This window comes from Yonghaparkia sp. Soil809 (genome assembly GCF_001429705.1).
Taxonomy (GTDB): domain Bacteria; phylum Actinomycetota; class Actinomycetes; order Actinomycetales; family Microbacteriaceae; genus Microcella.
Map to the genome: position 1 here is coordinate 1,257,096 of NZ_LMSV01000001.1, position 12,944 is coordinate 1,270,039.

Sequence of the window (12,944 nt, forward strand, 5' to 3'; positions counted from 1 at the left end):
TCCGGGGCCTTCTCTCGTTCGGGACGTCGGGCCGCTACGCGATCCAGACCGTGGTGTCGGTCGGCACGGCGCGGCCGTCGATGGCGTCGCTCGCGAGCACCACGTCGCCGGCGGGGAGCTCGACGGGCGTGCTGCCGAGGTTCGCGATGATCGTGAGCCCGCCGTTGCGGAACGCCACGACCTCGTGGCCGTAGCCGTCGAGCCACTCGACCGAGCCGAGGCCGAGCTCGCGGCGCGCGCGCAGCTCGAGCGCCGACCGGTAGAGCTCGAGCGTCGAGCCGGCCATGCCCTCCTGCTGGTCGCGCGCGTACTCGCGGAAGACCTCCGGCTGCGGGAGCCAGCTCGAGCCGGAATCGTTGAAGCCGAACGCCGGGGCGTCGGCCTCCCACGGGATCGGCACGCGGCATCCGTCGCGGCCGTAGGCCTCGCCGCCGGTGCGGTGGAAGGTCGGGTCCTCGCGGACGTGATCGTCGAGCTCGATGACCTCGGGCAGACCGAGCTCCTCGCCCTGGTAGAGGTAGGCGCTGCCCGGCAGACTCAGCATGAGCGCGCTCGCCGCACGGGCGCGGCGCAGGCCGAGCGCCGCGTCGGGCTTCTCGGGCGAGTTCGGGCCGATCCCGGCGTTGGGGCCGGCGACGTGCTCCGGCAGGCCGTAGCGGCTGGCGTGACGGACGACATCGTGGTTCGAGAGCACCCAGGTGCTCGGGGCGCCGACCCCGGTGAAGGCGGCGATCGACTCGTCGATGACGGCCCGCAGCCGGGGCGCGCTCCACGGCGTGCTGAGGTAGCTGAAGTTGAAGGCCTGGTGCATCTCGTCGGAGCGCACCCAGAGGGCGGCCTTCTCGAGCGGCTCGACCCAGGCCTCGGCGCAGAGCACGCGGTCGCCGGGGTACTCGGCGAGCACGCGGTGCCAGTCGCGGTAGACCTCGTGCACGGCGGGCTGCGCCCAGTAGGGCACCTCCTCGGGCGCCATGAGGGCATCCGCGATGCCGTCGCCGGTCGCCTTCTCGGCGATGTCGGGCAGGCCGTCCTTCTTCATGAGGCCGTGGGCCACGTCGACGCGGAAGCCGTCGACGCCGCGGTCGAGCCAGAAGCGCAGGATCCGGCGGAACTCCTCCCAGACGACCGGGTTCTCCCAGTTGAAGTCGGGCTGCGAGCTGTCGAAGATGTGCAGGTACCACTGGCCGGGCCGGCCGTCGGCCTCGGTCACGCGGGTCCAGGCCGCGCCGCCGAAGACGGAGGGCCAGTTGTTCGGGGGCAGCTCGCCGTTCTCGCCCGTGCCCTCCCGGAACATGTAGCGGTCGCGCTCGGGAGAGCCGGGGCCGGCCGCGAGGGCCTCCTGGAACCACGGGTGCTCGCTGGAGGAGTGGTTGGGAACGAGGTCGACGATGACCCGCAGCCCGAGCTCGTGCGCGCGGTCGCGCATCCGATCGAAGTCGGCGAGGGTGCCGAAGATCGGGTCGACGTCGCAGTAGTCGGCGACGTCGTAGCCGGCGTCCTTCTGCGGCGATCGGAAGAAGGGCGAGAGCCAGACGGCGTCGACGCCGAGGGCCGCGAGGGAGGGCAGGCGCTCGGTGATGCCGGCGAGGTCGCCGATGCCGTCACCGGATGCGTCGGCGAACGATCGCGGATAGATCTGGTAGATGACGGCTGAGCGCCACCACTCCGATCCCGGTGTGGACGCTTCTCGCGCGTCGGCGCGCGTGGTGGTAGGGGTGGTGTCGGTGGACATGGGTACGACCTTACGACACCGGCGCCGAATTGGAAGCGTTTGCACTCAATCCTGGTGTTCGCTGGGTGATCTCCGAAAGGACGGCGCAGAAGTCGAGAGTTGTGGGAGCGCCGGACTCCTGCTCTAATGGAAGCGCTTGCAGAAGCAGGCACATCAAGAGAATGGCCTCTTGGGCGAGGTGCCCTTTCCCAGAGGGTGTCGGCAGCGCGTCCGGCGATGAGGCCGTCCGCACACGAAAGGGTGAACACCGATGAAGGTGACCTCACGCAGCTTCACGATCACGGGGGCTCTGGCCATGTCGGCCATCGTCCTCGCCGGGTGCACGGCACCCGCAGGCGAGCCGGGCGGAGGCTCGGAGGAGCCCCAGTTCGAGGGCTCGCTCACCGTCTGGGTCGACGCAGACCGCGCCGGCGTCCTCGAGGACGTCGCCGCTGCGTTCGAGGACGAGCGCGGCGTGTCCGTCGAGCTCGTCACGAAGGACTTCGGCGCGATCCGCGACGAGTTCATCACGCAGGCTCCTACCGGCAACGGCCCCGACATCATCGTCGGCGCGCACGACTGGCTCGGCAAGCTCGTCCAGAACGGCGTCGTCGCGCCTCTCGAGCTCGGCGACAAGGCATCCGAGTTCCAGGACGTCGCGGTGACGGCCATGAGCTACGAGGGCCAGACCTACGGTCTTCCCTACTCGGTCGAGAACATCGCTCTGGTCCGCAACGTCGACATCGCCCCCGAGGCGCCCGAGACCTTCGACGACCTCATCGCCGCCGGCCAGGCCGCCGTCGCCGAGGGCGCCGCCGAGTACCCCTTCCTCGTGGGGCTCGACCCGACCGCGGCCGACCCGTACCACCTGTACCCGCTGCAGGCCTCGTTCGGCGCTCCCGTCTTCGAGATCACCGCTGACGGCACCTACGACCCGACCACGCTCGCGCTCGGCAACGAGGGCGGCGAGGCCTTCGCTGTCAAGCTCCGCGAGTGGGGCCAGGCCGGCATCCTCAACACCAACATCTCGGGCGACATCGCCCGCGAGGAGTTCGTCGCCGGCAAGTCGGGCTACTTCCTGACCGGGCCGTGGAACATCCCCGCGATCAGCGAGGGCGGCATCAACTACGCCATCGACCCGATCCCGACGGCCGGCGGCGAGACGGCCACGCCGTTCGTGGGCGTCCAGGGCTTCTACGTCTCGAGCGAGAGCGAGAACCAGCTGGCGGCCAACGAGTTCCTCGTGAACTACATCGGCACCGACGAGGTCCAGACCGCGCTCTACGAGGTCGGCGGCCGCGCTCCCGCGCTGCTGAGCGCCTTCGAGGCCGCGCAGTCCGACGCCGACGTCGCCGCGTTCGGCGCCGTGGGCGCCGAGGGCGTGCCGATGCCGAACGTGCCCGCGATGGACGTCGTCTGGAGCGACTGGGGCTCGACCGAGGTCGCGATCATCAACGGCCAGGGCGACCCGGTCGAGCTGTGGCGCGCAATGGTCGAGAGCATCCAGAGCAAGATCACGGGCTGACCGCCCGCCTCTTCCGCACCATGACGTGCCGGGAGCCGCTCCCCCCGCGAGGGTCGGAGTCGTGCTCCCGGCACGTCCGCGAATCGGACCCCCGACCTCTCGGAGCCTCATGACCAGCACGACCCCCGGCGCCCAGCAGCCCATCCTCGCGCCCCCCGCAGCCCCGCCCTCGCGGCCGCGGACGGCCGCCCGCTCGCATGCCCAGACCGTGCGAGGGCTGCTCATCAAGATCGCGCTGCTCGGTCTCGTCGACGCCGTCGCCCTCTTCGCGATGTTCGTCCTCGTGATGCGCGAGTCATGGCTGATCTTCGCCATCGCCGCCGTCGTGACGGTGGTCATCAACGTCATCTACCTCCGGCCCGGCTGGCTCCCCGCCAAGTACCTCGCGCCCGGGGTCTTCTTCCTCGCCGTCTTCCAGATCTTCATCGTCGGCTACAGCGGCTACATCGCGTTCACCAACTACGGCGACGGTCACAACTCCACGAAGGAGGACGCGATCGAGTCGATCATCGCGAACTCCCTCACGCGCGTGCCCGACTCGCCGGCCTACCGCGTGACCGTCGTCGAGCAGTTCGGCACGTACGGCTTCCTCGTCACCGACCCCGACGGCGAGACCCTCCTCGGCACCCCCGACCAGCCGCTCGAGGAGGTCGACGCCGAGGAGGACAGCACCGGCAAGGCCGTCGCGGTGACGGGCTGGACGAGCCTCGGGTTCGGCGACCTCCTCGCCAACCAGAGCATCGTCGTCGACCTCAGCGTGCCCCTCAGCGACGACCCCAACGACGGGGCCCTGCGCACGCCCGACGGCTCGAGCGCCTACGTCTACACCTCCGACCTCGTCTACGACGAGGCCGCCGACTCCTTCACCGACACCACGGGAGGCGAGGTCTACGTCGACGGCGGCGACGGCGCCTTCGTCAACGACGCAGGCCGCGAGCTCCAGCCCGGCTGGAAGATCGACGTCGGATTCGAGAACTTCCAGCGGGCGTTCACGAACGAGGACATCCGCGGGCCGCTCCTGAGCGTGACGCTCTGGACCTTCGCGTTCGCGATCCTGTCGGTCGCCTCGACCTTCATCCTCGGCCTGTTCCTCGCGATCGTCTTCAACGCCCCGCACATGCGCGGCAAGAAGATCTACCGCGTCATCATGGTGCTGCCGTACGCCTTCCCCGGATTCCTCTCCGCTCTCGTCTTCCTGGGCCTCTTCAACGAGCAGTTCGGCTTCTTCAACCAGGTCCTGCTGGGCGGGGCGAGCATCCCGTGGCTGACCGATCCGTGGTTGGCGAAGTTCAGCATCCTCTTCGTCAATCTCTGGCTCGGCTTCCCGTACATGTTCCTCATCTGCACGGGCGCGCTGCAGTCGATCCCGGAGGAGCTCAGCGAGGCGGCGACGGTCGACGGAGCACGACCGTGGGCGGTGTTCCGCCTCATCAAGTTCCCTCTGCTGCTCGTCTCGGTCGCCCCGCTGCTCATCTCGAGCTTCGCGTTCAACTTCAACAACTTCAACCTCATCTACATGCTCACGGGGGGCGGGCCGCGCGATGTCGCGGCGGGCGTCGACGCCGGAGCCACGGACATCCTCATCACGCTCGTCTACAAGGTGGCGTTCGGCGAAGGGACCGGGCGCGACTACGGGCTCGCGAGCGCGTTCGCGATCCTCATCTTCCTGATCGTGGCGACCGTCTCGATCGTCTCCTTCCGCCAGACCAAGGCCCTCGAGGAGCTGAACTGACATGTCGAACCCGTTCAACACCGAGCAGGGCGCCCAGGTCGGCGACCGCCTCAACCCGCTCGTCGCCGGCAGCGGGCCGACCGATCGCGCCGCTCGCGCTCCGCGCACCGTGCAGACCGCGGACGGCCGCCTCCTCCCGACCCGCCGCCGCCGGTCGTTCCCGCGCTGGTTCGCCGACACCGGCTGGCGCCACCTCATCGGCGTCGTCATGCTCGTCTTCGCGGCGTTCCCGCTGCTCTACGTGCTGTCGGCCTCGCTCAACCCGACGGGCACCCTCGTCGGCTCGAACCAGCTGTTCCGGGTCGTCGACTTCAGCAACTACGTCGAGCTGTTCCAGCGCCCGCAGCAGCCGTACGCCGCGTGGTTCCTCAACTCGCTCGTCATCGGCCTCGTGACCGCGGCCGGCACGGTCTTCCTCGGTGCGCTCGCGGCCTACGCCTTCTCGCGCCTGCGGTTCACGGGCCGCCGCGTCGGCCTCCTGACGCTCCTGCTCGTGCAGATGTTCCCGCAACTGCTCGGCGTCGTCGCGATCTTCCTGCTCATGTCGGGCATCGGCGAGATCTTCCCGCAGGTCGGCATCGGAACCCAGTCGGGCCTGATCCTCGTCTACCTCGGCGGCGCGCTCGGGGTGAACACGTACCTCATGTACGGGTTCTTCAACACGATCCCGGTGTCGATCGACGAGGCGGCGAAGCTCGACGGCGCGAGCCACGCGCAGATCTTCTTCGGCATCGTCCTGCGGCTCGTCGCGCCGATCCTCGCCGTCGTCGGCCTGCTGTCGTTCATCGGCACGTTCAGCGAGTTCGTGATCGCCTCGATCATGCTCACCGACCCGCAGACGCAGACCCTCGCGGTCGGCCTCTACCAGTTCGTCTCGCAGGAGACCTCGCGCAACTGGGCGATCTTCTCGGCCGGTGCGGTGCTCGCGGCGATCCCCGTCATGGCCCTGTTCCTCTACCTGCAGAAGTACATCATCGGCGGCCTCACGGCCGGCTCGGTGAAGTGAGCCCGATCCGGTGAGCCGCGATCTCGCGAGCGAGCCCCATCACGACGGGTCATCGCTCTACGTCTCCACGCCCGCTCCCGAGCTCGGCGAGACCGTGCGGGTGCGGATGCGCATCCCCCACGAATACGGACCGGTCGCCGCGGTGACCGCGCGCTCCAATCCCGATCACGAGCCGCGCTGGTCGCAGGCCGTGCGCGTCGCCGCGTCGCCCGAGGCCGAGTGGTGGGAGGCCGAGCTGCTCGTCGAGAACCCCGTGCACGGCTACCGCTGGCTCATCGGCCGCGGCGACGGCACCGTGCAGTGGCTGACCAGCGCGGGGCTCAGCGACATCGAGCCGCGCGACGACGACGACTTCCGGCTCGTGACGCACGCGCCGCCGCCGGCGTGGGCCCCCGAGCAGATCATGTACCAGGTCTTCCCCGACCGCTTCGCGCGATCGGCGACGGCCGACGCGCGGCCCGTGCCCGAGTGGGCCGAGCCGGCGGAGTGGGACGACGAGCCGATCGGGCGCGGCGCCTCGACCCCCGTGCAGTACCACGGCGGAGACCTCGACGGCGTGACCGAGCACCTCGACCACCTCGAGCGGCTCGGCGTCACGCTGCTGTACCTGACGCCGTTCTTCCCCGGCCGGTCGAACCACCGCTACGACGCGCACTCGTTCCACCACGTCGACCCGGTGCTGGGCGGCGATGAGGCGCTCGTGCGTCTGGTCGAGGCCGCGCACGCGCGCGGCATCCGCGTCATCGGAGACCTCACGAGCAATCACTCGGGCGACGCGCACGAGTGGTTCGTCGCCTCGCGCGGTCGGCCCGGCGCCCCCGAGAGCGATTTCTACCTGTGGCTCGACGACGCCCAGCTCGACTACGTCTCGTGGCTCGGAGTGCCGAGCCTGCCGAAGTTCAACTGGGCCTCGCCCGAGCTGCGCCGCCGCTTCATCGAGGGGGCGGGCTCGGTCGTGGCGAAGTGGCTGCAGCCGCCGTTCTCGCTCGACGGCTGGCGCATCGACGTCGCCAACATGACCGGCCGCTACCGCGAGCAGGATCTCAACGCCGAGGTGCGGCAGACGATCCGCCGCACGATGATCGAGGCGAACCCCGACACGGTGCTGTTCGCCGAGGTGACGAACGACGCCGCGAGCGACTTCCCGGGCGACGCGTGGCACGGCGCGATGACCTACCCGAGCTTCACGCGGCCGGTGTGGGCGTGGCTCTCGGAGCCCGGCTCGAGCGAGTGGTTCTTCGGGCTGCCGTACCCCGAGATCCCGCAGTGGTCGGGCGAGCAGGTCTACGAGTCGCACCGCCGCTTCACCGCCGCCTTCCCGTGGCGCACGCGCGTGTGCACGATGAACGCGCTCGACACTCACGACACCGCGCGCTTCGCCACGTGGGCGCGACCTGGAGCCGTGCGCGTCGCGGTGGGCCTGTCGATGACGGTGCCGGGCATCCCCGTCGTGTTCGCGGGCGACGAGTTCGGGCACACGGGCACGAACGGCGAGCACTCGCGTACGACCATGCCGTGGAGCCGCGTCGACGAGCACGCCGACACGATCGACCTGTACGCCGAGCTCATCGCCCTGCGCCGCGCGCACCCCGCGCTGAGCCACGGCGGCATGCGCTGGCTGCACGCCTCCGCCGACGCGCTCGTGTTCGTCCGCGAGACGGCGGAAGAGAGCATCCTCGTCTGCGCCGCGCGCGCCGACGCCGACATCGCGCTCCCGGCCTCCGCGATCGCGGGCGACGCCGTGCGCGTGACCGGCACGGGCGAGATCGGGGATGCCCGCATCCGGTCGCGAGGGATGTCCTTCACCGCGTGGTCCCTGCCCGGCGTCGCCCTTCCGGCGTTCGGCTCAAAGGAGGTCGCCGCACCCCGCTGACGCGCTCCCGCACGCGGCCCGACCGCGTTTCGGATGGTGCGCCGACGGGTGCTAATCTTCTCTGGTGCCGAAGCCCGGTAGGGTCTCGGCAGCGCCCCGATAGCTCAGTGGTAGAGCACTTCCATGGTAAGGAAGGGGTCGTCAGTTCAATCCTGACTCGGGGCTCTGGTTCGCTCGTCGTCGCCCTCGGGTCGCGGTGGGGGCCATGCCCGGCGGGGTAGCTCAGGTGGTTAGAGCACACGGCTCATAATCGTGGTGTCGCGGGTTCGAGTCCCGCCCTCGCTACTTCTTCTCGACTCGCTCTGCGCGGGTCCTCCTGCGCGCGGTCTACTGCTCGGTGAAGGCGAGCGCGGCGCCGAAGCCGACGAACGCGAGGCCCGTCACGACGTCGATGCCGCGCTGCGTCGACTCGCGCGCCATCCATCGCCGCAGCGCCTGCGCGCCGAGGATGAGCACCGTGAACCACACCGCGCTCTCGACGGCGTGGATGCTCGCGAGCGCCGCCCCGAACAGCGCCGCCGGTACGTCCGCCGGCAGGAACGCCGGAAGCACGGCGACGTAGAACACCGCGACCTTCGGGTTCAGCAGCGTCGTCAGCAGCCCCTTCGTCGCCGCGGCGCGGATGCCCGGCGCCGCGATCGCGGCGGTCGCGTCGGCGGCGTGGCCGGGGCGGAATGCCGACCACAGCATCCGCGCCCCCAGGAAGACGAGGTACGCGGCGCCGACGACCTTGAGCACCGTGAAGGCGAGCGCCGAGACGGCGAACAGGGCCGAGAGCCCGAGGGCGGCGGCGATGCCCCAGACGAGGGCGCCGAGGCAGATGCCCGCGCCGGCGGCGAAGGCCGGGCCCCGGCCGTGCCGGATGGCGGCGTGGAGGACGAGGGCGGAGTCCATGCCCGGGGTGATCGTCAGGAGGGCGGCGACGATCGCAAACTGCCACAGGGCCTCGGTCGCGCTCACGATCGTGATGCTAGCGCCGCGGCGACCGCGTCGCCGCCCCGCGAGCGAGCCGACGGGCCGCGCTCAGTACCCCTCGTGCTCCTCGAGCAGGCGCGCGAGGTCGGCCTTGACGCCGGCGATGGCCTCGCGCTGCTCCTCCTCCGTCTGGCGCACGATCGCGCGACGGGGGATCAGCCGGGCCTGCACGAGCTCGGCGAGGGTGTCGTCGCGCGCGCGGAGGGCGATCTCGCGGAGCGTCTCGTCGTCCTGACGCGTGACGCGGAGGCGATCCATGACGCCCCGCATCGTGCGGGTGCGGGCGCTCAGGCGCTCCGACTCCTCGCGCTGACGCTCGAAGTGCTTGCGCAGGCGGGCCAGTCGGGCGCGCTCGGCGCGGCCCGGTCGACGCGCGCCGGGAGCGGCCGGGTCGGGCAGGGGGAGCGGCGTGGCGCGCTGGGTCTCCTTCGCGAGCCGGTGCGCCGTCTGGCCGAGCTCGACGAGCAGGGCGTCGACCGCGCGCTGCGCCATCGCGACCCCGTCCTCCTCGTTCCACGAGCCGCCGTCGCGCAGGGTGCGCAGGACGATCTCGTTCTTCGTCGACAGGCGCACCGCCGCGAGGGCGACGAGATGGCCCTCGTCGACGAGGTGGTCGAGGTTGTCGAGCGTCTCGAAGGGGCGCGGGCGGCGCGGTCGAGCCTCATCGCGCGCGGCGCGGCGGGACCAGAAGCGCATGGCGGCCTTCATGACTGTCGGGGCGTCAGCCCGGGGAGCCGCGGGGAGCATCCGCGGTGCATCCAGGCTACGGCGACCGCGGAGCCGCCGCCTGCGCGTGCGCCGCGACGCGGGCATCCGAGGAATCGCCCACGACACGCCGAAACACTAGATATGGGGGAATGACATCCCTGTCATTCCCGTTATATAGTGTGACTCCACCGGCCGATCAGGCCGGAGAACGATTCGACAGGAGGTCCGCAATGGACAACGACAACGAGACCGTCGGCGGCTACGCGGTGCCCGTCGACCCGATGGACATGCTGCAGTGCGAGAGCTGCCAGTAGTCATCGGTCATTGACTCCACGAAGCCCCGGTCCCCTCACGGCGACCGGGGCTTCGTCCGTATCCGGGGCCTCGTCGAGGCCCGCCGCCCGCCGCACCTGCTGACCCGCACCGAGGAGGACCGCCGTGTACCGCGCCCCTGACAGCGTCGTCGAGGAGATCGCCTCCGATGCCGAGGCCCTCGACCACGTGCACCGCGTGCTCGGGCCCGTCGACGTCGTCGCCGACCGCTCGTGGGCGCACGGCGAGGCGCGCGTGCTCGAGGTGCGCACGCGCGGCGACGAGCGCGCGATCGCGAAGTGGCACCGCGGCGGCCGCAACTATCACCGCGAGCTCTCGGCGTACCAGCTCTACGTGCCCGCGCTCGGCGGCGACGCTCCGCGCCTGGTCGCGAGCGACGACCGGCTGCAGCTGCTGATCCTGTCGCGCGTGCCGGGCGAGCTCGTCGAGGGCTCGGATGCCGAGCACGACCCGGTCGTGCACGTGCGCGCCGGCGAGGTCCTGCGCCGCCTGCACGACTCGACCCCCGCGGTCGTGAACGACCACTTCGGCGACGCCGTCATGTCGAAGTTCGCCTACTGGGCCGACCGCGTCGGCGACGCAGCGAGCGAGGCCGAGCTCGAGATCGCCCAGCGAATCGCGGCGACCTCGCTCGAGCTGGGGCCGCTGCCGATGGTTCCGGCGCATCGCGACAACTCCTCCCGCAACTGGATGCTCGGCCCCGACGGCCACGTGCGCCTCATCGATTTCGCCGCCGTCGAGTTCGAGCCGTGGGCGGTCGACCTGTTCCGCCTCGAGCAGCGCGAGTGGCTCGACGCCCCGCTGCTGCGCGAGTCCTTCCTCGACGGCTACGGTCGCCGCCCCGACGAGCGCGACCACGCCGTGCTGCACGCCTTCCACGCCGTGCAGGCGATCGCGACGATCGCGTGGGCGCTCGAGCACGACGACCTCGTCTTCGCCGGGCAGGGGCGCGAGATGCTCGACCGGCTGCTGGGCGAGACGCTGTACTGACGGCTCGGCCGGGGCCGGGCATCCGCCCCCTGATCGCCGCCCCGCGAACGGAGCCCGACCGGGCCCGCGCGCCCCGCCTAGACTGGGCCGGTGCCCGTGAACCCCGCTCTGACCGAGCGCGACTTCCCGCCCGTCGCTCCCTACCTCGTGGGGCGCGAGAAGGTGCGCGAGTTCGCGCGCGCCGTGCTCGCCACGGCCCCGCTGCACCTCGACCCGGATGCCGCGCGCGCCGCGGGCTTCGCCGACGTCGTGGCTCCCCCGACCTTCCCGATCGTCGTCGCCGAGGCCACGCTGCAGCAGCTGCTCGCCGAGCCGGACGCGGGCATCGACTTCAGCCGCGTCGTGCACGGCGACCAGCGCTTCAGCTACTCGCGCCCCGTCGTCGCGGGCGATGAGCTCACCGCGACGCTGCGCGTGACGAGCATCAAGACGCTCGGCGGCAACAGCATGATCACGAGCGAGACCGCCATGGTCGACGGCGACGGAGCGCACGTCGTCACGAGCATCTCGACGCTCGTCGTGCGGGGGGAGGACGCATGAGCCTGTTCGACGGCCTCGAGGTCGGCCAGGTCGTGGCCGAGCGCTCGTTCCCGCTGACGCGCGACACCCTCGTGCGGTACGCCGGAGCGAGCGGCGATTTCAACCCCATCCACTACCGCGACGACGTGGCCGCGGCCGTCGGGCTGCCGGGCGTGCTCGCCCACGGCATGCTGACGATGGGCTTCGCCGTGCAGCCGGTGATCGACTGGCTGGATGCCCGTGGCTGGGTCAGCGACTACCAGGTGCGATTCACGCGCCCCGTTGTCGTCGACCCGCAGATCGGCGCCGTCGTGACGGTCGCGGCCACGGTCGGCGCGCTGGATGACGCCGGCGCCCGCATCGATCTCACCGCGACGGTCGGCGAGCAGACCGTGCTCGGCAAGGCGCAGGTGCGGGTCACCGCGCTCTAGCCCCCGCCCCTCATGACGACCACCCGCGAGAACGAGCCGCTCTCCGAGCGCACGACTTTGCGCGTCGGCGGCCCCGCGGCGCGCTTCGTCGAGGCGTCGACGACCGACGAGCTCGTCGACGCCGTGCGCGCGGCGCAGTCCGGGTTCGACGACTGGATGGTTCTCGGCGGAGGCTCGAACGTCGTCATCGGCGACGAAGGGGTCGACGGCACGGTCATCGGCATCGCCACGCGCGGCGTCGAGCGACTGCCTGATGCGCCGGGCTCGAGCCGCCCGATCCGCCTCCGCGTGCAGGCGGGCGAGGGCTGGGACGCGCTCGTGGCCCTCACCGTCGAGAACGGGTGGGCGGGGCTCGAGGCGATGTCGGGCATCCCCGGGTCGACGGGCGCAGCCCCGATCCAGAACATCGGCGCCTACGGGCAGGAGGTCGCCGAGAGCCTCATCGCCGTCGAGGTGCTCGATGACGACGGCGACCGGCGAGTCATCCCAGCTCCCGATCTCAAGCTCGGCTACCGCACGAGCGTGCTCAAGCACGGCGGAACCCGCGCGGTCGTCCTGAGCGTCGACCTCGCCCTCGAGCACAATGCGGATGCCCGCAGCCGGCCCGTGCAGTACGCCCAGCTCGCCGAGGCGCTCGGCGTCGCGATCGGCGAGCGCGCGCCCCTCGTCGGCGTGCGGGCCGCCGTGCTCGCGCTGCGCGCTGGCAAGGGCATGGTGCTCGACGCCGCCGACCCGAACTCGGTGAGCGCCGGCTCGTTCTTCACCAACCCGATCGTGAGCGAGGCGTTCGCGCGCACGCTGCCGACGGATGCCCCGCGCTGGCCGCTCGCCCCCGAGCCGCCCGCGCTCGCCGTGCCGCTCGGCGCGGAGCCCGCGGCGCCGGCCGAGCCCGCCTCGCACGAAGTCAAGCTCAGCGCCGCCTGGCTCATCGAGCACGCCGGCATCACCCGCGGATTCGCCCTGCCGGGCTCGCGCGCGGCGGTGTCGAAGAAGCACACCCTCGCGCTCATCAACACCGGCGGCGCGACGGCGGCGGAGGTCGCGCAGCTCGCGCGGTACATCCAGACGCGCGTGATGAGCGAGTTCGGGGTCGTGCTGCACCCCGAGCCGGTGTTCGTGAACCTCGAGCTGTAGGCCGGCG

11 protein-coding genes and 2 tRNA genes are annotated in these 12,944 nt (G+C 71.3%); 10 read left to right on the plus strand and 3 right to left on the minus strand.

Features of this window, described 5'->3' with window-relative positions; genetic code table 11:
* Nucleotides 1-34: 34 nt before the first annotated feature.
* Nucleotides 35-1,732, minus strand: coding sequence for a glycoside hydrolase family 13 protein (locus ASG83_RS06115; RefSeq protein ID WP_055858144.1), 1,698 nt, complete (start codon nt 1,730-1,732; stop codon nt 35-37).
* Nucleotides 1,733-1,982: 250 nt separating this feature from the next.
* Here ASG83_RS06115 and ASG83_RS06120 point away from each other — a divergent pair, with 250 nt between their 5' ends.
* The 6 genes from ASG83_RS06120 to ASG83_RS06145 all read left to right on the plus strand — a co-directional run bounded on the left by ASG83_RS06120 (nt 1,983) and on the right by ASG83_RS06145 (nt 8,132).
* The gene (locus tag ASG83_RS06120; RefSeq protein WP_055858146.1) at nt 1,983-3,236 is read left to right on the plus strand and encodes a maltose ABC transporter substrate-binding protein; all 1,254 of its coding nucleotides are present in this window, start codon (nt 1,983-1,985) and stop codon (nt 3,234-3,236) included.
* Between the two features lie 109 nt (nt 3,237-3,345).
* A complete protein-coding gene (locus ASG83_RS06125; protein WP_055858149.1) occupies nt 3,346-4,968 on the plus strand; it encodes an ABC transporter permease subunit in 1,623 nt (540 codons plus the stop codon).
* 1 nt (nt 4,969) lies between these two features.
* On the plus strand, nt 4,970-5,974 hold the full coding sequence (locus ASG83_RS06130) for a sugar ABC transporter permease (RefSeq protein WP_082514777.1): 1,005 nt from the start codon (nt 4,970-4,972) through the stop codon (nt 5,972-5,974).
* 10 nt (nt 5,975-5,984) lie between these two features.
* Complete coding sequence (locus ASG83_RS06135) at nt 5,985-7,847, plus strand: glycoside hydrolase family 13 protein (protein WP_055858151.1); 1,863 nt, start codon at nt 5,985-5,987, stop codon at nt 7,845-7,847.
* Between the two features lie 93 nt (nt 7,848-7,940).
* Nucleotides 7,941-8,012 (plus strand) — tRNA-Thr (locus ASG83_RS06140).
* A 46-nt stretch (nt 8,013-8,058) separates the two neighbouring features.
* Nucleotides 8,059-8,132, plus strand: a tRNA-Met gene (locus ASG83_RS06145).
* A 42-nt stretch (nt 8,133-8,174) separates the two neighbouring features.
* On the opposite strand, the gene ASG83_RS06150 is transcribed toward ASG83_RS06145, so the two are convergent.
* Together ASG83_RS06150 and ASG83_RS06155 are read right to left on the minus strand one after the other, a co-directional pair.
* Nucleotides 8,175-8,807, minus strand: a complete 633-nt coding sequence (locus ASG83_RS06150) for a LysE family translocator (RefSeq protein WP_055858154.1) — start codon at nt 8,805-8,807, stop codon at nt 8,175-8,177.
* 63 nt (nt 8,808-8,870) lie between these two features.
* Nucleotides 8,871-9,518 (minus strand): hypothetical protein, encoded by a 648-nt coding sequence (locus ASG83_RS06155; protein WP_156710967.1) that lies wholly within the window; start codon nt 9,516-9,518, stop codon nt 8,871-8,873.
* Nucleotides 9,519-9,968: 450 nt separating this feature from the next.
* Here ASG83_RS06155 and ASG83_RS06165 point away from each other — a divergent pair, with 450 nt between their 5' ends.
* The 4 genes from ASG83_RS06165 (at nt 9,969) to ASG83_RS06180 (ending at nt 12,937) form a co-directional block, all read left to right on the plus strand.
* Nucleotides 9,969-10,853 (plus strand): phosphotransferase family protein, encoded by an 885-nt coding sequence (locus ASG83_RS06165; RefSeq protein WP_055858161.1) that lies wholly within the window; start codon nt 9,969-9,971, stop codon nt 10,851-10,853.
* Nucleotides 10,854-10,943: 90 nt separating this feature from the next.
* A complete protein-coding gene (locus ASG83_RS06170) occupies nt 10,944-11,393 on the plus strand; it encodes a MaoC family dehydratase N-terminal domain-containing protein (RefSeq protein ID WP_055858163.1) in 450 nt (149 codons plus the stop codon).
* Nucleotides 11,390-11,803, plus strand: a complete 414-nt coding sequence (locus tag ASG83_RS06175) for a MaoC/PaaZ C-terminal domain-containing protein (RefSeq protein WP_055858166.1) — start codon at nt 11,390-11,392, stop codon at nt 11,801-11,803. Before ASG83_RS06170 ends, ASG83_RS06175 begins: the two co-directional genes overlap by 4 nt.
* Before the next feature lie 12 nt (nt 11,804-11,815).
* Nucleotides 11,816-12,937 (plus strand): UDP-N-acetylmuramate dehydrogenase, encoded by a 1,122-nt coding sequence (locus ASG83_RS06180; RefSeq protein ID WP_055858169.1) that lies wholly within the window; start codon nt 11,816-11,818, stop codon nt 12,935-12,937.
* Nucleotides 12,938-12,944: the final 7 nt, after the last annotated feature.

Excerpts from the sequence above, each read along its gene's own strand:
- ASG83_RS06115 (WP_055858144.1), bottom strand. The coding sequence starts at position 1,732 with ATGTCCACCGACACCACCCCTACCACCACGCGCGCCGACGCGCGAGAA.
- ASG83_RS06120 (WP_055858146.1), top strand. The coding sequence starts at position 1,983 with ATGAAGGTGACCTCACGCAGCTTCACGATCACGGGGGCTCTGGCCATG.
- ASG83_RS06125 (WP_055858149.1), top strand. The coding sequence starts at position 3,346 with ATGACCAGCACGACCCCCGGCGCCCAGCAGCCCATCCTCGCGCCCCCC.
- ASG83_RS06130 (WP_082514777.1), top strand. The coding sequence starts at position 4,970 with ATGTCGAACCCGTTCAACACCGAGCAGGGCGCCCAGGTCGGCGACCGC.
- ASG83_RS06155 (WP_156710967.1), bottom strand. The coding sequence starts at position 9,518 with ATGCGCTTCTGGTCCCGCCGCGCCGCGCGCGATGAGGCTCGACCGCGC.
- ASG83_RS06175 (WP_055858166.1), top strand. The coding sequence starts at position 11,390 with ATGAGCCTGTTCGACGGCCTCGAGGTCGGCCAGGTCGTGGCCGAGCGC.
- ASG83_RS06180 (WP_055858169.1), top strand. The coding sequence starts at position 11,816 with ATGACGACCACCCGCGAGAACGAGCCGCTCTCCGAGCGCACGACTTTG.